15 protein-coding genes and 1 pseudogene are annotated in these 20,460 nt (G+C 73.1%); 11 read left to right on the top strand and 5 right to left on the bottom strand.

What is annotated here, in order from left to right; genetic code table 11:
- Positions 1 to 20 precede the first annotated feature (20 nt).
- From AC3CHW_RS06045 to AC3CHW_RS06035, 3 genes are all read right to left on the bottom strand, one after another.
- Entirely contained in the window at positions 21 to 1,562 is a 1,542-nt protein-coding gene (locus AC3CHW_RS06045; RefSeq protein WP_488469800.1) for an alanine/glycine:cation symporter family protein, read from the bottom strand.
- 690 nt (positions 1,563 to 2,252) lie between these two features.
- Positions 2,253 to 3,494 (bottom strand): magnesium and cobalt transport protein CorA, encoded by a 1,242-nt coding sequence (locus AC3CHW_RS06040; RefSeq protein ID WP_488469799.1) that lies wholly within the window; start codon positions 3,492 to 3,494, stop codon positions 2,253 to 2,255.
- A gap of 406 nt (positions 3,495 to 3,900) precedes the next feature.
- Complete coding sequence (locus AC3CHW_RS06035; RefSeq protein ID WP_488469798.1) at positions 3,901 to 4,461, bottom strand: GNAT family N-acetyltransferase; 561 nt, start codon at positions 4,459 to 4,461, stop codon at positions 3,901 to 3,903.
- 250 nt (positions 4,462 to 4,711) lie between these two features.
- Between AC3CHW_RS06035 and AC3CHW_RS06030 the strand changes: the two genes are divergently transcribed.
- Positions 4,712 to 5,812, top strand: a complete 1,101-nt coding sequence (locus tag AC3CHW_RS06030) for an FAD-dependent monooxygenase (RefSeq protein ID WP_488469797.1) — start codon at positions 4,712 to 4,714, stop codon at positions 5,810 to 5,812.
- Positions 5,813 to 6,130: 318 nt separating this feature from the next.
- On the opposite strand, the gene AC3CHW_RS06025 is transcribed toward AC3CHW_RS06030, so the two are convergent.
- Positions 6,131 to 6,967 carry a helix-turn-helix transcriptional regulator gene (locus tag AC3CHW_RS06025; RefSeq protein WP_187089436.1) on the bottom strand — a complete coding sequence of 279 codons (837 nt, stop codon included), beginning with the start codon at positions 6,965 to 6,967 and terminating at the stop codon, positions 6,131 to 6,133.
- A gap of 137 nt (positions 6,968 to 7,104) precedes the next feature.
- Here AC3CHW_RS06025 and AC3CHW_RS06020 point away from each other — a divergent pair, with 137 nt between their 5' ends.
- Genes AC3CHW_RS06020 through AC3CHW_RS06010 form a run of 3 tightly spaced genes read left to right on the top strand, consistent with a single transcriptional unit; the run spans position 7,105 to position 12,355 of the window.
- Positions 7,105 to 8,775, top strand: a complete 1,671-nt coding sequence (locus tag AC3CHW_RS06020; protein ID WP_488470979.1) for an AMP-binding protein — start codon at positions 7,105 to 7,107, stop codon at positions 8,773 to 8,775.
- Positions 8,772 to 10,643 (top strand): AMP-binding protein, encoded by a 1,872-nt coding sequence (locus tag AC3CHW_RS06015; RefSeq protein WP_488469796.1) that lies wholly within the window; start codon positions 8,772 to 8,774, stop codon positions 10,641 to 10,643. Before AC3CHW_RS06020 ends, AC3CHW_RS06015 begins: the two co-directional genes overlap by 4 nt.
- A 2-nt stretch (positions 10,644 to 10,645) precedes the next feature.
- A complete protein-coding gene (locus tag AC3CHW_RS06010) occupies positions 10,646 to 12,355 on the top strand; it encodes an AMP-binding protein (protein WP_488469795.1) in 1,710 nt (569 codons plus the stop codon).
- 13 nt (positions 12,356 to 12,368) lie between these two features.
- Here the strand turns inward: AC3CHW_RS06010 and AC3CHW_RS06005 are convergent, their stop codons facing one another.
- Positions 12,369 to 13,109, bottom strand: coding sequence for a hypothetical protein (locus AC3CHW_RS06005; protein WP_176164704.1), 741 nt, complete (start codon positions 13,107 to 13,109; stop codon positions 12,369 to 12,371).
- 556 nt (positions 13,110 to 13,665) lie between these two features.
- Here AC3CHW_RS06005 and AC3CHW_RS06000 point away from each other — a divergent pair.
- From AC3CHW_RS06000 to AC3CHW_RS05970, 7 genes and pseudogenes are all read left to right on the top strand, one after another.
- Entirely contained in the window at positions 13,666 to 13,917 is a 252-nt protein-coding gene (locus AC3CHW_RS06000) for a YkoF family thiamine-binding protein (RefSeq protein WP_176164705.1), read from the top strand.
- The gene (locus AC3CHW_RS05995) at positions 13,914 to 14,294 is read left to right on the top strand and encodes a helix-turn-helix domain-containing protein (protein ID WP_488469794.1); all 381 of its coding nucleotides are present in this window, start codon (positions 13,914 to 13,916) and stop codon (positions 14,292 to 14,294) included. Before AC3CHW_RS06000 ends, AC3CHW_RS05995 begins: the two co-directional genes overlap by 4 nt.
- A 489-nt stretch (positions 14,295 to 14,783) precedes the next feature.
- Positions 14,784 to 15,284: pseudogene (gene uraD, locus AC3CHW_RS05990) on the top strand (2-oxo-4-hydroxy-4-carboxy-5-ureidoimidazoline decarboxylase); the annotation flags it as partial.
- 98 nt (positions 15,285 to 15,382) lie between these two features.
- Positions 15,383 to 15,784: a hydroxyisourate hydrolase gene (gene uraH / locus AC3CHW_RS05985; RefSeq protein ID WP_488469793.1), complete on the top strand. Its 402-nt coding sequence runs from the start codon at positions 15,383 to 15,385 to the stop codon at positions 15,782 to 15,784.
- Between the two features lie 181 nt (positions 15,785 to 15,965).
- On the top strand, positions 15,966 to 16,889 hold the full coding sequence (gene pucL / locus AC3CHW_RS05980) for a factor-independent urate hydroxylase (RefSeq protein ID WP_488469792.1): 924 nt from the start codon (positions 15,966 to 15,968) through the stop codon (positions 16,887 to 16,889).
- 145 nt (positions 16,890 to 17,034) lie between these two features.
- Entirely contained in the window at positions 17,035 to 18,477 is a 1,443-nt protein-coding gene (locus AC3CHW_RS05975) for an 8-oxoguanine deaminase (protein ID WP_488469791.1), read from the top strand.
- 603 nt (positions 18,478 to 19,080) lie between these two features.
- Positions 19,081 to 20,424 carry a nucleobase:cation symporter-2 family protein gene (locus tag AC3CHW_RS05970; protein ID WP_488470978.1) on the top strand — a complete coding sequence of 448 codons (1,344 nt, stop codon included), beginning with the start codon at positions 19,081 to 19,083 and terminating at the stop codon, positions 20,422 to 20,424.
- Positions 20,425 to 20,460 lie beyond the last annotated feature (36 nt).

Raw genomic sequence — 20,460 nt, 5'->3', positions numbered from 1 at the left:
AGCCGGTCCGCGTGAAGCGGTCAGACGGTGGTCTTCGCCGACTCCTGGCTCTCGTCACCCCCGGCCTCGGTGGCCTGGCCCGCCTTCCGGACGCGGACGTACTCCAGGAAGCTGTTGAGTTCGCGCTTGACGGTGGGGGCGAGGAGGTAGAGGCCGATGATGTTGATGACCGCGAGCGAGAACAGGATCGCGTCGGCCAGGTCGATCAGGGTCTGCAGCGTCAGCAGTGAGCCCGCGACGGTGAAGACGGCGTAGATGACCTTGTAGGTCACCTCGCTGGTCCGGCTGCGGCCGAAGAGGTGCGTCCACGCCTTGAGGCCGTAGTAACCCCAGGTCAGCACCGTGGACAAGGCGAACAGCAACACCGCGACGGTGAGGACGTGCGGGAACCAGGGCAGGACCGTCTCGAAGGCGTCGGAGGTGATCGTGACGCCGCCGATCTCCTCGCCCGCGCGGGCCTCGCCCCAACTGTCGGGGTTGGCGATGACGATGGTCAGGGCGGTCATCGTGCAGACGACGACGGTGTCGATGAAGGGCTCCAGCAGCGCGACCAGGCCCTCGCTCGCGGGGTGCTTGGTCTTGACCGCGGAGTGGGCGATCGGGGCGGAGCCGAGGCCGGCCTCGTTGGAGAAGGCGGCCCGCTTGAAGCCGATGATCAGCGCGCCGAGCACACCGCCGGCCACGCCTTCGGGGGCGAACGCGCCCTCGAAGATGGTGACGACGGCGTCCGGGACGGCGGTGACGTTGACCAGGATCACGACCAGGCACGCGACGATGTAGACGCCCGCCATCGCCGGCACGAGTCTGCTGGTGACGTTGGCGATGGAGCGGATGCCGCCGAGGAGCACGATGCCGACGAGCGTGGCGACCAGGACGCCGAAGAACAGTGCGCCGCCGGAGGAGCCGAGCGCGCCGTCCTCGCCGCCGGCGACCGAGACCAACTGCGCGTACGACTGGTTGACCTGGAAGAGGTTCCCGCCGAAGAGGCCGAAGAACAGGATCATGAAGGAGGCGAGGACCGCGAGGACCTTGCCGAGCGTCTTGCCGTTCTTGCCGAAGCGCTCGGCGAGCCCCTTGGGGAGGTAGTGCATCGGGCCGCCGGAGACGGTGCCGTCGGCGTGCACCTCGCGGTACTTCACGCCGAGGGTGACCTCGACGAACTTGGTGGCCATGCCGAGCAGGCCGCACAGGATCATCCAGAAGGTGGCACCGGGGCCGCCGATGGAGACGGCGACGGCCACGCCCGCGATGTTGCCGAGGCCGACCGTGCCGGACACCGCGGCGGTCAGCGCCTGGAAGTGGTTGACCTCGCCGGCCGACCCCTCCTCGTCGTACTTGCCCCGCACGATGTCGACGGCGAGCTTGAACTTGCGTACTTGGACGAGTCCGAACCAGCCGGTGAATATCAAACCGGCGACGACGAGCCAGGCGACGATGAGAGGCAGGTCGGTGTCGCCGACGGGGACGGTGTAGAAGACCACCTCCCCCAGCCACTCGGCTATGGGCTCGAAGAAACCGCTGACGGCATCGTCCACGGACTGGGTGACGGAGTCGAGTGACACGTGACTACCTCGATGACGCGGGGGGACGGCTGGCAAGGGCGTCTCGCCGAGGCGAGCGGGTTGAGGAGCGAACACCGTTGTCCGGCGAAGAAACCGACGAGACCGTTCCGTTTCGGAGCGTGATCGTGCCGGCGGTCTCGTTCAGGGGATGGCGACCCTCCGCAGAGTGGCTGGAAGCCCAGTTACCTGCGGAGTTGCGTTGTTCTACCACGGCCGTCAGAAATACACGAGTGATGTAGATCACATCACCATATGTGGTCAGGAGAAACCCCAAGAGGCGATGCCGGACTGTTATCGGTTCCGCGGTATACGTGGCATAGCCACTTATGTCGGGCGTGGTCGGCGGGCGCAGAGCGCCGCACGCGCCCGAGGGTCCGGCGGGGACGGACGGTACGAGGCCAGGCGCTTTCCGTCACGGCGCATGGCTGGGACGCCACGCGTGCGGACGCGGTGGTGCCGTGCCGCCGCGCCGACGTGCGGGCGCGGAGGGTCGGGTCGTCTCCCGCCGAACCCGTCTCGGGCGCGTCCGCGCGGTACCGCCAGGCCCCCGGCGCGCCTTCGCCCGCCCCGGGGCTCGGCACCGGCGGCCACCGCCGCCCGTCCACCTCGACCAGCGCCCCCGGCGCGCGGGCCCTCCGGTGGCATGAGGCCCGCCTCAGGACGAGAGGGTGCCCCCACGGGCCGGGACCGTCACAGCCAGTCCCGCCGCTTGAACACGACGTACAAGCTCACGCACACCACACCCATCAGCACCACCGCGAACGGATACCCGCCCACCCAGTGCAGCTCCGGCATGTGGTCGAAGTTCATGCCGTAGATCGTGCCGACCAGCGTGGGGGCGAACAGGATGGCCGCCCAGGAGGAGATCTTCTTGATCTCCTCGTTCTGCTCGAAGCCCGCCTCGGCCAGGGCACGCATCTCCGCGTTCTGTTGCTGGGTGACCAGCGTCGCGTTGACGGCCAGGATGTCGGTGAGTGCCGAGCGGAAGCCGTCCACGCGTTCGCTGGTGTGCGTGACGTGGTCGGCGACGTCCCGCAGGTAGCGCTGGAGTTCCTCGTCCGTGCGGTACTTGTCGAAGCCGGCCATCAGCGCCTGCAACATGCCCACCAGCGGGCTGGCCGCTCGCTGGAACTCCACCATCTCGCGGGAGAGTTCGTAGATGCGGCGGGAGACCGCGGGGTCGCCGCGGAAGACCTCGGTCTCGATCTCGTCCAGGTCGATCTGCACGCCCTCCACCACCGGCGCGTAGCCGTCCACCACGGCGTCCAGGATCGCGTACAGCACGGCCTCGGGGCCGAGGGCCAGCAGGTCGGGCGCGGCCTCCATGCGGGCGCGTACCGCGGGCAGGTCGGGGGCGGCGCCGTGGCGGACGGTGATGACGAAGTCCGGGCCGACGAACAGGTGCAGTTCGCCGAACTCGACCTCCTCCGGGGCGTCCAGGTAGCGGGCCGCGCGCAGGACGACGAACAGCGTCTCGCCGTACCGTTCCAGCTTGGGGCGCTGGTGGGCTTCGAGGGCGTCCTCGATCGCCAGTTTGTGCAGGTCGAACTCCGCGGCGAGGGAGACGAGTTCCCCCTCGCTCGGCCGGTAGAGGCCGATCCACGCCATGCCGTCCTGCCGCTCGCGCAGCTCGTGGAAGGTGTCGGCGAGGCTGTCCGGCGAGGCGACCCGCACGCCGTCGCGGTAGACCGCGGCGTCGATGAGGCTGCGCGTCTCGGCGGGCTCGGCATCCTCCGTGTCGCCCCGTGGCGGGCGTGGCGCGTCGGGCGTGGGGCGGGCGGTCGGGCGGAGCCAGGAGTGGCGGCGCGCCGGGCCCTGCGGGGCGGCGTCGGTGGCGCGCGCGGTGTTCGGGGCGGCTTCCGGGGTGTCCTTGCGCGCGTTGCGGCGGGCGTTCATCGCGGACAGGGGCGTACGGCTACGGCGCTCGGCCATGGTCGGTCCTTACGGTCGCGGGCTCGGGGACTTGAGGACGCACGCGCGAGCGCCGCCGCGGGCCACGGGCCGGGTCACGCTCCGGACCGCGGGCGGCGTGCGGCGCTGCCGCGCGGCGTGCGACTGGGGGGTTCACCACTCACGGCGGACCTCACCTCCTGCTCGCACACCTGACTCGCGCACCCGACTCACACGCATGACTCGTACACGTGACTCGTACACGTGACTCGTACAGCCGACGGAACCGTCGAACGTCGAACAGGATATACACCCCCATACGGGAGCAGCCCGCCCCCACCGAGCCAGTCCGCCCCCGGTCAGGCCGCATCCGGCCCGGTCGCCCCCGGCCTGTGCCGCCGGGGCGGCCGGCCTCCCGCCGGGGCGGCGCTCGCGGCGCCGAGGGGGGCTACCCGTGGCCGGCCGGGGGCTTGTTCAGCGCGGCCATCACCAGCGTGTCGTGCCGCTCGCCCGCCCAGAGGAACGCGTGGCGCAGCCGGCCCTCCACTTGGAAGCCGGAGCGTTCGTACGCACGCCTGGCCCGGTCGTTGAACGCGAACACCTCGAGCCACACCCGGTGCAGCCGCACCTGGTCGAAGGCGTAGTCGAGCAGCAGTCGGATGGCCTCGGGGCCGGCGCCCCGGCCGCGTGCCCGGGGGACCAGCGAGATGCGGAGCGCGGCCGACTCGTTGTCCGGGTCCACCTCGGTCAGCGCCAGTTCGCCGAGGAACGCGCCGCTGGCCAGGTCCTCGACGGCCAGGTCGAGCCGGTCCGTCTGCTCCGCGCGGCTCGCGCACCAGGCGGTGATCTGGGCGGGGGTGAACGTGCGGTGCGTGCCGGTCAGTCGCCGCGTTTCGGGGTCGGTGGTCGAGGCGTACATCGCGTCGGCGTGGGACGCGGTGAGGGGGACCAGTCGCAGCCGCTCCCCGGTGAGGGTGGGCTTCGTGGCGAGGGCCTGGCGTTCGATCATGCGCCCCTCCCTACCTGCGGGAGGCGCCGGACGCCACCGCTTTTGTCGCCCCGGGCGCGGGGTGCCGGCTCGCGTGGCGGGCTGCGGAAGCCAAAACGCTAACGGTTGTTAAAAACTAACGGTTACGGCTATGGTCGGCTGCCTGGGGTGCGCGAGGTTAGCCAAGTTCGGGGGCTCGGTGCGGAGTTCGCGCCGTGGGTCGCCGTCGGCCGGCCTCGCGCCACCATCCACCGGACGACGGAGGAAGCACGTGACGCGCACCGTGATCGTGGGAGCGGGACTGGTCGGACTCACCACCGCGGCGGCACTACGGCTGATCGGGCACGAGGTGACCGTCCTGGAACACGCCCCGCGAGTGCGGGCCGCCGGGGCCGGCATCAGCCTGTGGCCCAACGCGCTGCGCGAGTTCGACGCCATCGGCGTCGGGGCGGAGGCGCGGGGCATGGGCAGTGCCGTCGACGCCTGGTTCTACGACGCCACCGGGCGCCCGATCCGCGCGGCCGGCTACGACCCGGCCGCCTACCAACTCCTGATGGTGCCCCGGGCGGGCCTGAACGACCTGCTCGCCGACGCCGTCGGCAGACACCGGATACGCCTGGGCGCCCACGTCACCGGCTTCACCGAACACGACACCCACGTCGACGTGCACCCCGCCGGCGGCGCGCGACTCCGCGCGGACCTGCTGGTCGGCGCCGACGGGGTCTACTCCGACGTACGCGCCGCCCTGGCGCCCGGCAGCGCGGCAGTCGAGCACGTCGGCCACTACGCCTGGCGGGCCGTGCTGCCCTCCGGCGCCGAGCGGCCGGAGGGCACCATGGTCACCATCGGCCCCGGGCGCACCCGAGGCGGCTACACCCGGGTCGCGCGGGGGCAGACCATGTGGTGGGTCGGTCAGTTCGACGCCGGCGAACTGGTGGGCAGCAAGCGGGACCGGGCCCTGCGGCGGGCCCGTAACGTGGCGGCCTCCGGCTGGCACGACGAACTCCTTGAGATGATCGCCGCGACCCCCGAGGACACCATCCTGGAGAACCAGATCATGCTGGTTCCCGAGTTGCCGCGGTGGACCACCGACCGGGTCGCGCTGATCGGGGACGCCGCGCACGGCCTGTCCCCGCACATCGCGGCGGGCGGCGCCCTCGGCCTCGAGGATGTCGGAGTGCTGCGCGCCGAACTGGCGGCCGGGCCCGACACCGCCACCGCCCTCGCCCGCTACGAGCACGCCCGCCGCGCGCGCTTCGCGCGGGTGCGCGAGCACGCCACCGCCATCGAGTTCGCCGACGGAGCCGCCGAGTCCGCGGAGCGCTACGCCGCCTTCAGCCAGTGGATGCTCACCACCGCGCCGACCGGCTGACCCGGCCCGCGCCCGACCGCCCAGGCGTCAGCCGGTCGTGCGCCCCCAGCCGGCGCCCGGACGGGCCCCAGTGCACCAGCGCGCTCCCACGCGCCCCACCATGCACCACGACCATGCCCGTCGACCGCGACTGTCGACCCGTCAACCACGACCATGCCCGTCGACCACGACCACGACCGTGACTCTCAATCACGACCACGACCGTGGATCACCGCCGCACCCACAACCGCACCCACAGCCACCCCACCCCACCCCACGAACCAACACCCACCCCACCCCCACGAACCAGCACCCACCGCGCCCCGCCCTTCCCAGCCGCTACGGCAACAGCCCCGCACGGCGGGCCGAGACCACGGCCTGGAGTCGGGTGTGCGCCCCCAGCTTCCGCATGGACGACCGCAGGTAGCTCTTGACGGTCTCCGGGCGCAGCCCGAGCCGGTCGGCGGCCGTCGCGTTGGTGGCGCCCGACGCCACGCAGGCGAGCACGTCCACCTCGCGCGGCGACAGCTCGACCGAGGGGAGGCCGGGCGCCCGGTCGGGCGGGGGAGCGGCCTCGGGGGAGGCCGTGGCCAGCCGGCCGAGGACGGCGAGCAGGTCGTGGCGGAGCTTCTGATCGTGTACGCGTTGGGCCAGCGCCCGCAGTTCGCCGTGGGCCGCGCGGACCTCCTCCCACGCCGCCGGGTCCGCCTCCGGCGGGCGTGCCGCCGCGGTCAGTACCCGTTGCGCCTCGTCCTGCGCTGCGTCGCGCACGGCGAGCGCCTGCTCCAGCTCGCGGGCGGCCTCGACCGCCACCGACATGGTGCGGTCGCCGAGCGCCATCGGCTGCCGCAGCGCCCCGTACAGCACCCCCCGTACCCGGCGCCGCACCACCACCGGCACCGCGAGCACGCAGCGCAGGCCCTCGGCGGCGACGGCCGCGTCGTACTCGTGGCTGATGACGCGGGAGGCGGGGTAGTCCGATACGTAGACGGGCCGGGAGAGCGCCATGGCCTTGCCCCCGAGCCCGTTGCCGGTGGTGATGGTGAGGCCGAGTAGCACGGGTGTGGCCGTGCCGGCCAGTTCGGCTATGCGGAACTGGCGGGTTCCCTCGAACAGTCCACCGAACGCGACCGGTAGTCCGCCGCCCCGTCGCATCCGCCCGAGTGCGGACCGCATTTCCACGGCGCCGTACGTATCCGCCACCGACACCTCCCCGTAAATACCGTCACCCCCGTCCGGGGGTAGTGAGACTCAGATCACTCGTCGCACGATGCTAGCGAGCGCTTTGGCAATGAGGAGGACATGTGGCGGTAATCGGTCCGACCGAAGAGTTCCGAGCGGCGCGGGACTTCCTACTCCGGCACCGGGAGGACTACGCGGCCGCCTACGCCGGGTTCCAGTGGCCGCGCCCCGAGGTGTTCAACTGGGCGCTCGACTGGTTCGACCCGCTGGCCGAGCGGGTGGACCGAACGGCCCTGCACATCGTGGAGGAGGACGGTACGGAGACCCGTCTCTCCTTCGCCGAGCTGCGCGTGCGCTCCAACCAGGTGGCCAACTGGCTGCGCGCCCAGGGCGTGCGCGCCGGTGACCGGGTGGTGGTGATGCTCGGCAACCAGGCCGAGCTGTGGGAGACCGCGCTGGCCGCCATGAAGCTGCGCGCCGTCGTCATCCCCGCCACCCCGCTGCTCGGCCCCGCCGACCTGACGGACCGGATCGAGCGGGGCGGCGCTCGGCACGTCATCGCCCGCGCCCTGGACACCGGCAAGTTCGCCGACGTGCCCGGCGACTACACGCGGATCGTGGTGGGCGCCGGGGGCGAGGCGCCGGACTGGCTCGACTACGCGGACGCCTACGCCGCCCCCGCCGACTTCACGCCCGAGGGGCCGACCCGCGCCAGCGACCCGCTGATGCTCTACTTCACCTCGGGCACCACGGCCAAGCCCAAGCTCGTCGAGCACACCCATGTCTCGTACCCCGTCGGCCACCTGGCCACCATGTACTGGATCGGCCTGCGCCCCGGCGACGTGCACCTGAACATCTCCTCGCCGGGCTGGGCCAAGCACGCCTGGTCCAACCTCTTCGCCCCGTGGAACGCGGAGGCGACCGTCTTCGTGTTCAACTACACCCGCTTCGACGCGGCGCGGCTGATGGCCGAGATGGACCGTTGTGCCGTCACCACGTTCTGCGCGCCGCCCACCGTGTGGCGGATGCTCATCCAGGCCGACCTGAGCGCGCTGCGCTCCGCGCCACGGGAGGCCGTGGCGGCCGGCGAGCCGCTCAACCCCGAGGTCATCGAGCAGGTGCGGCGGGACTGGGGGGTGACCATCCGGGACGGGTTCGGGCAGACCGAGACGGCCGTGCAGGTCGCCAACACGCCGGGCCAGCCGCTCAAGACCGGCTCCATGGGGCGGCCCACGCCCGGCTTCGCCGTCGCGCTGCTCGACCCGGTCACCGGCGTCCCCGCCGACGAGGGCGAGATCAGCCTCGACCTGTCGGCGCACCCGGTGGGCCTGATGACCGGGTACGCGGGCGATCCGGAGCGCACCGCCGAGGCCATGGCCGACGGCTATTACCGCACCGGCGACATCGGCGCGCGCGACGTGGAGGGCTACATCACCTACGTGGGGCGGGCCGACGACGTGTTCAAGGCGTCCGACTACAAGATCTCGCCGTTCGAGCTGGAGAGCGCGCTGCTCGAACACGAGGCCGTGGCCGAGGCCGCCGTGGTGCCCGCGCCCGACCCGGTGCGGCTCGCCGTGCCGAAGGCGTACGTGGTCCTGGCCGAGGGGTGGGAGCCCGGGCCGGAGACCGCGAAGGAGCTGTTCGCGCACTCGCGCGCGGTGCTCGCGCCCTACAAGCGGGTGCGCCGCATCGAGTTCGCCGAGCTGCCCAAGACCGTTTCCGGCAAGATCCGCCGCATCGAGCTGCGCGAGCGTACCGCCCAGGGGGGCGGCGCCGCCGAATACCGTGAGGAGTCCTCATGACCGGCCCCGCCACCAGCAGCCAGAGCACCACCGAGCCCGCCGTACGCGCCACCACCGGCGCGCCGCCGGCCAGTACGGGACAGGACGCGGGGGCCGCGGCGCAACCGGCCGCCGAGCGGCACTCCGAGGCCGCCGCCGGCCAGACGCTGACCCCGGGGCGCGTGGAGTCGGGCCAGTCGCCGCCCGCGCTCTCGTACGCCAGCGGCGCCGGTGACACGCCGCTGCTCGGCGAGACCATCGGGGCCAACCTCGACGCGGCCATCGCCCGCTTCGGCGACCGCGAGGCGCTGGTGGACATGGCCAGCGGGCGGCGCTGGACGTACACCGAGTTCGGGCGGGCGGTGGACGAGGTCGCCCGCGGCCTGATGGCCAAGGGCGTCGGCAAGGGCGACCGGGTCGGCATCTGGGCGATCAACTGCCCGGAGTGGGTGCTGGTGCAGTACGCGGCGGCCCGGATCGGCGCGATCATGGTCAACATCAACCCGGCCTACCGCGTCCACGAGCTGCGCTACGTGCTCGACCAGGCCGGCGTCCAGGTCCTGGTCTCCTCGATCGAGCACAAGACCAGCGACTACCGGCGCATGGTCGAGCAGGTCCGCGCCGACTGCAAGGCGCTGCGCGACGTCGTCTACATCGGCGACCCGACCTGGGACGGCCTGGTGCGCGCCGGCGCCGCCGTCGCGCCGGAGCGACTCGCCGCCCGCCAGGCCCAGTTGAGCTGCGACGACCCGGTGAACATCCAGTACACCTCGGGCACCACCGGCTTCCCCAAGGGCGCGACGCTCTCCCACCACAACATCCTCAACAACGGCTTCTTCGTGGGCGAGTTGATCAACTACACCGAGCGCGACCGGATCTGCGTGCCGGTGCCCTTCTACCACTGCTTCGGCATGGTCATGGGCAACCTCGCCGCCACCAGCCACGGCGCCTGCGTGGTCATCCCGGCCCCGTCCTTCGACCCCGTCGCCACCCTGCACGCGGTCGAGCGGGAGCGGTGCACGTCGCTGTACGGGGTGCCGACGATGTTCATCGCCGAGCTGAACCTGCCCGACTTCGCCACCTACGACCTGTCCACGCTGCGCACCGGCATCATGGCCGGCTCGCCGTGCCCGGTGGAGGTCATGCGGCGGGTGGTCGCCGAGATGCACATGGCCGAGGTCGCCATCGCGTACGGGATGACCGAGACCTCGCCGGTCTCCACCCAGACCCGGGTCGACGACGACCTGGAGCGGCGCACCGCCACCGTCGGCCGGGTGATGCCGCACATCGAGGTCAAGGTCGTCGACCCGGCCACCGGCGTGACGCTGCCCCGCGGCGAGGCCGGCGAGCTGTGCACCCGCGGCTACTCGGTGATGCTCGGCTACTGGGAGCAGCCCGAGCGCACGGCCGAGGTGATCGACGCGGCCCGCTGGATGCACACCGGGGACCTGGCGGTGCTACGCGAGGACGGGTACGTGCAGATCGTCGGCCGCATCAAGGACATGATCATCCGAGGTGGTGAGAACGTGTACCCGCGCGAGATCGAGGAGTTCCTCTACTCCCACCCGAAGATCGCCGACGTGCAGGTGGTGGGCGTGCCGGACGAGAAGTACGGGGAGGAGATCGCCGCCTGCGTCATCCTGCGCGACCCGGCCAACCCGCTCACCCGGGACGAACTCGCCCGTTTCTGCCGGGGCCGCCTCGCGCACTACAAGGTGCCCCGCTACCTGCGCGTGGTCGAGTCCTTCCCGATGACGGTCAGCGGCAAGGTCCGCAAGGTGGAGCTGCGCGACGAGGTCGCCCGGGCCCTGGCCCCCCAGCGGCCCGCGCCACCCGCCGAGCCCGCCGCCCCGGCCCCACGCCGCTCGGTCGCCGAGAGGGCCCGCTGACGATGACCCTCTCGTACGCGAGCAGCCCCGGCGGCGAACTGACGCTGACCGGACAGACGATCGGCGCGGCACTGGCCGAGACCACCAGCCGGCACGGCGACCGCGAGGCGCTGGTGGAGGCGGCCAGTGGCCGCCGCTGGAGCTACGCCGCACTGGACGCCGCGGTGACCGGTGTCGCCCGCGGGCTGCTCGCGTACGGCGTGGCGGCGGGCGAGCGCGTCGGCATCTGGGCGCCGAGCAGCGCCGAATGGGTGCTGGTGCAGCTCGCCGCCGCCCGCGTCGGCGCGATCCTGGTCAGCCTCAACCCGGCCTACGGCGCCGACGAGTTGGCGTACGCGCTCCGGCAGTCGGGGACCAGCGTGCTCGTCGCCGCCGGCGAGTACCGGGGCGTCGACTGCCGGGCCGTCGTGCGCGCGGCCCGGTCCGGGTGTCCCGGCCTGCGCGAGGTCGTGCACCTCGGCGACGCCTCCTGGACCGCGCTGCTGACGGCGGGCGAGCGCGCCGCGAGCGGCGCGGGCGGGGGTACGGGCCGGGGCGCGGGCCAGGGCGGTGTCTACGGTGCGGGCGACGACGAACTGGCGGCCCGCGCCGCCGCGTTGAGCTGTGACGACCCCATCAACATCCAGTACACGTCGGGCACCACCGGCCACCCCAAGGGCGCGACCCTCTCGCACCACAGCATCCTCAACAACGCCCGCATCGCCGGCAGCCTGCTGCGCTACACCGAGCGCGACCGGATCTGCCTGCCGGTGCCGCTCTACCACACCTTCGGCATGGTCGTCGGCGTGCTGGCCGCCGTCAGCCACGGCGCCTGCGCCGTCATCCCCGCCCCGTCCTTCGACCCCGCCGCCACGCTGCGCGCCGTCGACCGAGAGCGGTGCACGTCGCTGTACGGGGTGCCGACGATGTTCATCGCCGAGCTGAACCTGCCCGACTTCGCCACCTACGACCTGTCCACGCTGCGCACCGGCATCATGGGCGGCTCGCCGTGCCCGGCCGAGGTGATGAAGCGGGTCATCGCCGAGATGCACCTGTCCGAGATCGCCATCGCGTACGGCATGACCGAGACCTCCCCGATCGCCACCCAGACTCTGCTGCCGGCGGCGGACGAGAGCGCCCTGCTCACGCTGCGTCGGCGCACCGAGACGGTCGGCGTGGCCCACCCGTACCTGGAACTCAAGATCGTCGACCCGGTCACGGGGCTCACCGTGGAACGCGGCGAGCGCGGCGAACTGTGCGTGCGCGGCTACAGCGTCATGCTCGGCTACTGGGCGGAGCCCGAGCGCACGGCCGAGGCGATCGACGCGGCCCGCTGGATGCACACCGGGGACCTGGCGGTGATGGGCGACGACGGGTACGTGCAGATCGTCGGCCGCATCAAGGACATGATCATCCGGGGTGGTGAGAACGTGTACCCGCGCGAGATCGAGGAGTTCCTGCACGGACATCCGAAGATCGCCGACGTGCAGGTGGTGGGCGTGCCGGACGAGAAGTACGGGGAGGAGATCGCCGCCTGCGTCATCCTCGCGCCGGGCGCGCGGACGCTGACCGTGGACGAGGTCGCGGCGTACTGCGAGGGCCACCTCGCGCGCTTCAAGACCCCGCGCCTGGTACGGGTCGTGGCCGCCTTCCCGCTGACGGCCAGCGGCAAGGTCCGCAAGGCGGTGCTGCGCGAGGAGACCGTCGAGGACCTGCGCGGCCCGCGACCTTGACCGGCCCGGAAGCTCAGACCTCGGGCGGGCCCATCCGGATCAGGTCGTCCGCCGGGTCGTTGACCGGCTGCGGGGTGCCGGTGAGGTCCATGACGAACAGCGGCAGGTACAGCTCGTCCGCGCGCGATCTCGCGATGCGCGCGTACCCCGCGAGGGAGAAGAAGACGCTGACGGCGGCCTCGCTCAGGCCGTGCAGCCACAGGCACTCCACGTCCCGCACCCCGGTGGGGCGGGTCGTGGGGTCCACCTGGGCGACGATGCCGGGCCCGCGCAGGTCGACCCCGGAGGGGGCGCGGTCCTCCACCCGGCGCATGCTGGTGAAGCCGAGCCACTTCAGGTACTGCGCGGCGGCGGTCACCACGTCGCGCCCGGTACGGATGGTCACCGGGTGGAACGCCGGCCGCAACACCGCCGAACTGGGCGCGGGGTGCGCGCCGGTGGCGCCCGCCGCGCCGGCGCCGCCCGTGGTCGCGAGCCGGCTGCCGGTCTCCTCCGGCGCCTCGGCCACCGGCAGCCGCACCACCGTGCCGCACGGGCAGCCGAGTTCGGGCTGTGGCCAGTGGTCCCTGCGCCCGCAGGAGTGACAGCGCACGGCGACCCAGGAGTCCTCCCAGGTGCGGTGGTCGAGGCGGGCCACGGGGCCGGCCAGGATCGGCACGGTCAGCGGGGCGCCGCAGGCGCAGGGGAAGGTGGGCGGCGTGAACGAGTGCTCACGGCTGCACGCCGGGCACCGCACCGGCACGCTCTTGGCCATCGTCGGCTCCAGCAGGACACGTGGAACGGGGGGTTGGTTACTACGCGGTCCCATCGTCCACGATGCGCGGGGCGTTGGGGAGACGGCGAGCGGGTTTCGGCCGTGGCCACTTAGGGCGTGTCACTTGAGGGCACCACCGCCGGCGCGCGCCCCCGCCGCCCGCCCCTCACCGCGCCGAGCGGCGAGGGGCGCCCGGCCGACCGTGCCGTAGTGCGCGAACCTTCCGCGCGCCGGCACGGTCGCGCCCCGCGCCGGAGCCCGCCCCGGCGCCGAAGGCCCCACCCGCGCCGGTGGCCGAACGCGTCGGCCCGGCCGGCCACGGCACCGAGGTTGGCGCGGAAGCGATCCGTCCTCTCCGCCCGGCGCCGCCCACCCGCGCCCGGCCCGACGCCCCCGCGAGCCGGTCGGCGGACGCCTCCGCGTCCCCGTGAACCTGATCAACTACCGCAGTGCGGAAGGCTTATTCTGCTCTATGAAATAGGAGCGAGAGGGCTGACACACTGCTGCCAGGGGCTCGGAGCGGTCGCGGGGGAGGGGGCGCAGTAGGTTGGGCCGGGTGAGACTCAGGGTTGAATTCACCACCGAGCCGTTCGACCTGGACGAGACGCCGTCCCACGCGTTGGTGGCCCGGGAGGTCGTACGGGCCGCCGATCTGGACGCGGTTGACGTGGGCCCGTTCGGCAACACCGTCCAGGGCCGCCCCGATGTCGTCTACGCGGCCGTGGACGCGCTGCTGCGCCGGTCCATCGAGGCCGGGGCGACGCGCGTTTCGGTGCAGGTCAACGTCGTACGGGAGGAGGGGGCGTGACCGAGGCCGGGGACCACCCCTTCGTCGCGGCGGTCAAGCCGCTCATCGACGCCATGGGGGGCGAGATGGTGCCGCCCGAGCGCGCGGCCGGCGACGATGTCGTGCTCTCCTGGGAGGGGCGGGAGGTGCTCGCGGTGCGCCTGCCCCACCTGTCCGACTCGCTCGACCACATCCTGGCCGACCTGGAGCGGCGGCACGGCATGCCGCTCGCGGACCTGGACCGCAAGGCCAAGCAGTCGGTGGTCCGCGTCCTGGAGGCGCGCGGCGCCTTCTCCGTACGCCACGGCGTGGAGACGGCCGCGACCGCGCTCGGCGTGAGTCGCTTCACCATCTACAACTACCTGAACAGGGAGAAGGTCGGCCGGGCCGGCGAGTAGCGCCCCGGGCGCCGTGGAGTGCAGGCCGTCGACCCAACGCGGGTCGGCGGCCCTGGTGTTGTGCCGCGCGCCACAAGAATTTCAACAAACTGTTGACGATGCGCGGCGCAGGGTCTTAGCTATCCGGAAGCACGAACGAGCACCAGCACCAGCACGAGCACGAGCACGAACGAGTACGCACACGAGCACGAGCACGAACGAGTACGCACACGAGCACGAGCGCTCGCACCGCGCCCGGCCCCGGGCCACGGGCGCCGCCACGCCGGGCACCTGCCGCCCTACCGGACACCCGCCGATTCCCCCGTTGACCGCCGCGCCCGGCGCGGCCCGCCGCGACCCGCCACCCGACGGGCCGGCCACCCGACCGGCCGGTCCTCCGCACCACGCTCCGTACGGCCACGCCCGCACGGCTCCCCACTCGCCCGCCTCGGGAATCCGTACAGCTCCCGGCCCTGCTCAGCCGTTGACCGCACCGCAACGGAGGCTGATGTGACGTCGAGTTCGCCACCGGGTCTCGCCCGGTTCAACGGTGCCGACGACGCCGTGGCGTCCGCCGCCCTGCGCGCGGTGTGCGCGAGCCGCGCGTGGGGCGCGGCCGTCCTCGCGCGGCGCCCGTACGCCAGCGCCGACGACCTGTTCGCCGCCGCCGACGCCGCCCTGGCGGCGCTGGCCGACGCGGACCTGGCCGAGGCCATGGCCGGGCACCCGCCGATCGGCCGTCCGACCCCCGGCGACCTGGCCGCCGCGCACGAACAGCGCGGCATGGCGGGTGCGCCGGAGGCGCTGCGGGCCGAGATGCTCGCGCTGAACCTCGCCTACCAGGAGCGGTTCGGCCACGTCTTCCTCATCTGCGCCACCGGGGTGACGGCCGACGGGCTGTTGGCGGCCATCCGGGAGCGGATCGGCAACACGCCCGAGCGGGAGCGCGCCGTCGCCCGCGCCGAACTGGGCAAGATCAATCGCCTTCGGCTGGCCAAACTGCTGGCTGACGGGGTACTCGCCGCCGAGGGCCCGGCGTCCGGCGCACCCAGCCGGGCGTCCGGAACCACCGCCGGCACGGACGAGGGAGACGAAGGAGCGGCAGCCGGATGAACGACCAGACAAGCGACCGCCACACCAGCGGCGACCCCCAGGCATCGGTGTCCACCCACGTCCTGGACACCAGCGCGGGCCGACCGGCCGCCGCGATCGGCGTCGAACTCTCCGCCCGCGCCTCACCCGACGCCGCCTGGAGCGTGCACGCGCGCGCGGCCACCGACGCCGACGGCCGCTGTACGGGTCTGCCGGCGCTGCCCGCCGACACGACACACGCGCGGCTGCGCTTCGACGTGGGCCCCCACCTCGCCGCGGCCTCCGGACGGGCCGGGGGCGCCGACGGCGGCGCGTTCTTCCCCGAGGTGACGGTGGCCTTCGCCGTCTCCGCCGGCGAGCACTACCACGTACCACTGCTGCTCAACCCGTTCGGCTACTCCGTATACCGAGGGAGCTAGCACTGCCATGACAGCGTCCTCCGCGTCTTCCGGAACCCCCGCGTCTTCCGCGTCCTCCGCAACCCCCGCGTCTGCTGCGTCTGCTGCGCTTTCTGCGTCTGCCGCGTCCGACGCCTCCCCCGTTCCGTCCGCCAACGGCCACCCCACGGCCCGGGTCGGCCCCGGCCGGTCCGGGGCGGCCGTGCTCGGTCAGAACCAGTACGGCAAGGCCGAGTGCCGGGTCGTGAAGGTCAGCCGGGAGGGCGCCACCCACCACCTCAAGGACCTGAACGTCTCGGTCGCCCTCTCCGGCGACATGACCGACGTCCACCGCGAGGGCAGCAACGTGAACGTGCTGCCCACCGACACCGTCAAGAACACCGTGTTCGCCTTCGCGCAGGAGCACGGCATCGCCTCCGCCGAGCAGTTCGGCATCCACCTCGCCCGGCACTTCGTCACCAGCCAGGAGGCCATCACCCGGGCGCGCGTGCGGATCGAGGAGTACGCGTGGCAGCGCATCGAGACCTCCGACGACGCCTCCCGCTTCGTCGGCGCCGACGCGGTCCGGCACTCGTTCGTGCGCGCGGGCCAGGAGGTGCGCACCGCGCAGGTCAGCTACGACGGCCGGGGCTGGGAGGTGATCTCGGGGCTGTCCGGGCTCACCGTGCTGAACTCCACCAACTCGGAGTTCTGGGGCTACGCCAAGGACCGGTACACGACCCTCAAGGAGGCGTACGACCGCGTCCTGGCCACCGACGTGCACGCCCGCTGGCGCTACCGCTGGGCGAGCGACGGGGAGCCCGTGCCGGGGTGGGACACGGCGTACGAGCGGACCCGCACCCACCTGCTCCAGGCGTTCGCCGAGACGTACAGCCTCTCCCTCCAGCAGACCCTGTTCCAGATGGGCGCGCGGGTGATCGACAACCGCCAGGAGGTGGACGAGATCCGCCTCTCGCTGCCCAACAAGCACCACTTCCTGGTGGACCTCGAACCGTTCGGCCTCACCAACGCCAGCGCGGACGGCGCCGTGTACTACGCGGCCGACCGCCCGTACGGCCTGATCGAGGCGACCGTCCTGCGCGAGGGCGCCACCCAGGCCATACCGACGGACCTCACCAGCCCCTGAGGGGCGGGGTGCGCGAAGTCGCCGCCTCCGTACGGCGGTTGGCGCGACACGCGGCGCCGGCGAGTCGCCAGCGGCCCCCGCCGCCGGCCCCACCCGGCGCCCGCCCGCCCGCCCCGCCTCGCCCCGACGACACCGAGGAACCCCCATGGCAGTACCGGAAGCCCCAGCCGACCCGGCGGACCCCGCCCGCGACCCGCGCCCCGACGCGGGCCGCACGGGCGCACCGGTCCGCATCGTCATCGAGAACTGCGCCGTCGCCACCGTGGACGCCCAGGACACCGAGTACGCCTCGGGCCACGTGGTCGTCGCGGGCAACCGCATCGAGTCCGTGGGCCCGAGCCCTGCCCCGGCCGACCTGCCGGGCGTGATCCGGCGCGTGGACGGCACGGGCCACCTGCTCACGCCCGGGCTCGTCAACACCCACCACCACTTCTACCAGTGGCTCACCCGTGGCCTGGCCCAGGACGCGGACCTCTTCGACTGGCTCGTCGCGCTCTACCCGATCTGGGCGCGGATCGACGAGCCGATGGTGTACGAGGCGGCGCGCGGCTCGCTGGCCATGATGGCCAGGGGCGGCGTCACGACGGCGATGGACCACCACTACGTCTTCCCGCACGGCGCCGGCGACCTGTTCGGAGCGGAGATCCGGGCCGCGCGCGAGCTGGGCGTGCGGTTCAGCCCCACGCGCGGCTCCATGGACCTGGGCACGGCGCAGGGCGGGCTGCCGCCCGACTTCGCCGTCGAGACCACGGAGGCGGCGCTGACCGCCACCGAGTCGGCCATCGACGCCCACCACGACCCCTCCTTCGACTCGATGCTGCGCGTCGGCGTCGCGCCCTGCTCGCCGTTCTCCGTCTCCACCGAACTGCTGCGCGACGCCGCGACGTTGGCCCGCCGCAAGGGGGTACGGCTGCACACCCACGGCTCCGAGACGGTGCAGGAGGAACAGTTCTGCAAGGAGACGTTCGGCATGGCCCCCACCGAGTACTTCGAGTCCACCGGCTGGCTCGGCGACGACGTGTGGATGGCCCACTGCGTGCACCTGGGCGACGCCGACATCGCCGCCTTCGCCCGCACCGGCACGGGCGTCGCCCACTGCCCCTCGTCCAACGCCCGGCTCGCCGCCGGCACCGCCCGGGTGCCGGACCTGCTCCGCGCCGGGGTGCCGGTGGGCCTCGGCGTGGACGGCACCGCGTCCAACGAGTCGGGTGAACTGCACACCGAACTGCGCACCGCGCTGCTCGTGCACCGCATCGCCGGCGGCCCCGACGCGCTGGGCGCCCGGCAGGCGCTGCGCATGGGAACGTACGGCGGCGCCCAGGTCCTGGGCCGTGGCGCGGAGATCGGCTCCCTTGAGCCGGGCAAGCTGGCCGACCTGGTGCTGTGGAGGCTGGACGGCATCGGCCACTCCACGATCGCCGACCCGGTCGCCGCGCTCGTCCTCGGCGCCCCGGCGCCCATCACCCTGTCGCTGATCAACGGGGTGCCGGTGGTCGAGGACGGCCGGCTCACCACCGCCGACGAGGAGACCATCGCGCGCGCCGCCGGCGAGCAGGCCCGCCGCCTGGCCCGCATCGCCGCGGCCTAGGCCCGCCGGCGGACCCCGCCGCCCGAACTCGGCCGAGGGGGACGGCCCTCGGCCGGGCTCGCGGGCCACGGCCCGCGAGCACACCGCCGGCCCGGGAGGGCGCCCGCGCACCGCCTCCCCGGGCCGGCCCCCCCGATCGCCACCGCCCGCCGGCCCGCCCCGCACCTGGTCGCGACCGACGCCACGAACGTCACCGGCCCAGCGCCGCCCGCCGGTACCCACGTGCGGCGTCCCCGCGTATCCGCGCACCCGCACCTCGCGTACCTCGCCTCGCCCCCCCCCGTACTTCGCAGCACCCCGCATCTCGCCTCGCCCCCGTGCCCCGCAGCACCCCGCACCCCGCACCCCGCACGGCAAGCGTGTCCACCGCCCGCGCACCGCTCCCCGAACGCCGCGCCCGCGACGGCGCGAACACCGACAGGAGGAACCGCCGTGGCGCCAGTGCCCAGGTTTCGTCGAACCACCGCAGCCTCCACACCCGCGGCGACCTCCGCGGAGCGGAAGCGGACACGCAAGCGCGAGTGGACGGTACGTGGCGAGCGGACGCTACGTCGCGAGGAGGCGCGGGGGCGGTCGGCCGAGGTGCCGCATCCGGTCGACGCGATGCTGCCGCCGGGGAAGACGGTGGCCAGCGGGCTCCAGCACGTGGCCGCCATGTACGCCGGGGTGGTGGCCCCACCGATGATCATCGGCCCCGCCGTGGGGCTCGATCCGCCCGGGACCGCCTTCCTCATCGGGGCCAGCCTCTTCACCGCCGGCATCGCCACGCTGTTGCAAACGCTCGGCGTGTGGCGGATCGGGGCCCGGCTGCCGTTCGTCAACGGCGTCTCCTTCGCGGGCGTGACGCCCATGATCGCCATCGGCGAGTCGGCCGGCCCCGGTGACGCGCTGCCGGTCATCTTCGGCGCCACCATCGTCGCCGGCGTGCTCGGCTTCCTGCTCGCACCGTACTTCCGCCGCCTGGTGCGCTTCTTCCCGCCGGTGGTGACCGGCAGCGTCATCACCCTCATCGGCCTCTCGCTGCTGCCCGTCGCCTTCAACTGGGCCCAGGGCGGCGACCCGCGGGCCGCCGACCACGGAGCCCCCAAGCACCTGGCGCTCGCCGCAGCCACGCTGGTCATCGTGCTGGCGCTGCGCCGGCTGTCGCGCGGCTTCCTGCGGCAGATCTCCATCCTGCTGGGCCTGATCGCCGGCACCCTGGCCGCCGTCCCGTTCGGGATGACCAGCACGGACGGGGTCCGGCAGGCGGACGTCTTCGGCTTCCCCACCCCGTTCGAGTTCGGCGCGCCGCAGTTCCACCTCGCGGCGATCGTCTCGATGTGCGTGGTGATGCTGGTGTGCATGACCGAGTCCACCGCCGACATGCTCGCGCTCGGCCAGATCGTGGGCCGACCCACGGACGGCCGGACGTTGGAGGGCGGGCTGCGCGCCGACGCCCTCGGCACCGCCGTCAGCCCGGTCTTCAACGGCTTCGCCGCCAGCGCCTTCGCGCAGAACATCGGCCTGGTCGCGATGACCGGCGTACGCAGCAGGTACGTGGTGGCCACCGGCGGTGGCATCCTCGTCCTGCTGGGCATGTTCCCGGTCGCCGCGGCCGTCATATCCCTGGTCCCGCTGCCGGTCCTGGGCGGCGCGGGCATCGTGCTCTTCGGCTCGGTCGCCGCCAGCGGCGTCCAGACCCTGGCGCGGGCGGACCTCGACCGGGGCGAGAACGCGCTGATCGTGGCCACCGCGCTCGGCGTGGGCCTGATCCCCATCGCCGCGCCCGGCTTCTACCACGCCTTCCCCGCGGACGTGTTGGTCGTCCTGGACTCCGGAATCAGCACCGGCTGTCTCGTGGCCGTCGCCCTCAACCTCGCCTTCAACCACCTGGGCAGCCCGACGCCAGCGACCCCGTCCGACCAGCCGGCCGGCTCGGCGCCGCCACCGGTACCGACCGCCCCCTGAGCAGCGCGCCCGGCCGCGCCACCCGTCCTCGCCTGA

It is taken from the genome of Streptomyces sp. MGP-BFMKR1 (assembly GCF_057766585.1).
This window is presented reverse-complemented; position numbering and strand designations above follow the sequence as displayed.

Excerpts from the sequence above, each read along its gene's own strand:
- AC3CHW_RS06040 (WP_488469799.1), bottom strand. The coding sequence starts at position 3,494 with ATGGCCGAGCGCCGTAGCCGTACGCCCCTGTCCGCGATGAACGCCCGC.
- AC3CHW_RS06035 (WP_488469798.1), bottom strand. The coding sequence starts at position 4,461 with ATGATCGAACGCCAGGCCCTCGCCACGAAGCCCACCCTCACCGGGGAG.
- AC3CHW_RS06025 (WP_187089436.1), bottom strand. The coding sequence starts at position 6,967 with ATGCGGTCCGCACTCGGGCGGATGCGACGGGGCGGCGGACTACCGGTC.
- AC3CHW_RS06015 (WP_488469796.1), top strand. The coding sequence starts at position 8,772 with ATGACCGGCCCCGCCACCAGCAGCCAGAGCACCACCGAGCCCGCCGTA.
- AC3CHW_RS06010 (WP_488469795.1), top strand. The coding sequence starts at position 10,646 with ATGACCCTCTCGTACGCGAGCAGCCCCGGCGGCGAACTGACGCTGACC.
- AC3CHW_RS06005 (WP_176164704.1), bottom strand. The coding sequence starts at position 13,109 with ATGGCCAAGAGCGTGCCGGTGCGGTGCCCGGCGTGCAGCCGTGAGCAC.
- uraH (WP_488469793.1), top strand. The coding sequence starts at position 15,383 with ATGAACGACCAGACAAGCGACCGCCACACCAGCGGCGACCCCCAGGCA.
- AC3CHW_RS05975 (WP_488469791.1), top strand. The coding sequence starts at position 17,035 with ATGGCAGTACCGGAAGCCCCAGCCGACCCGGCGGACCCCGCCCGCGAC.
- AC3CHW_RS05970 (WP_488470978.1), top strand. The coding sequence starts at position 19,081 with ATGCTGCCGCCGGGGAAGACGGTGGCCAGCGGGCTCCAGCACGTGGCC.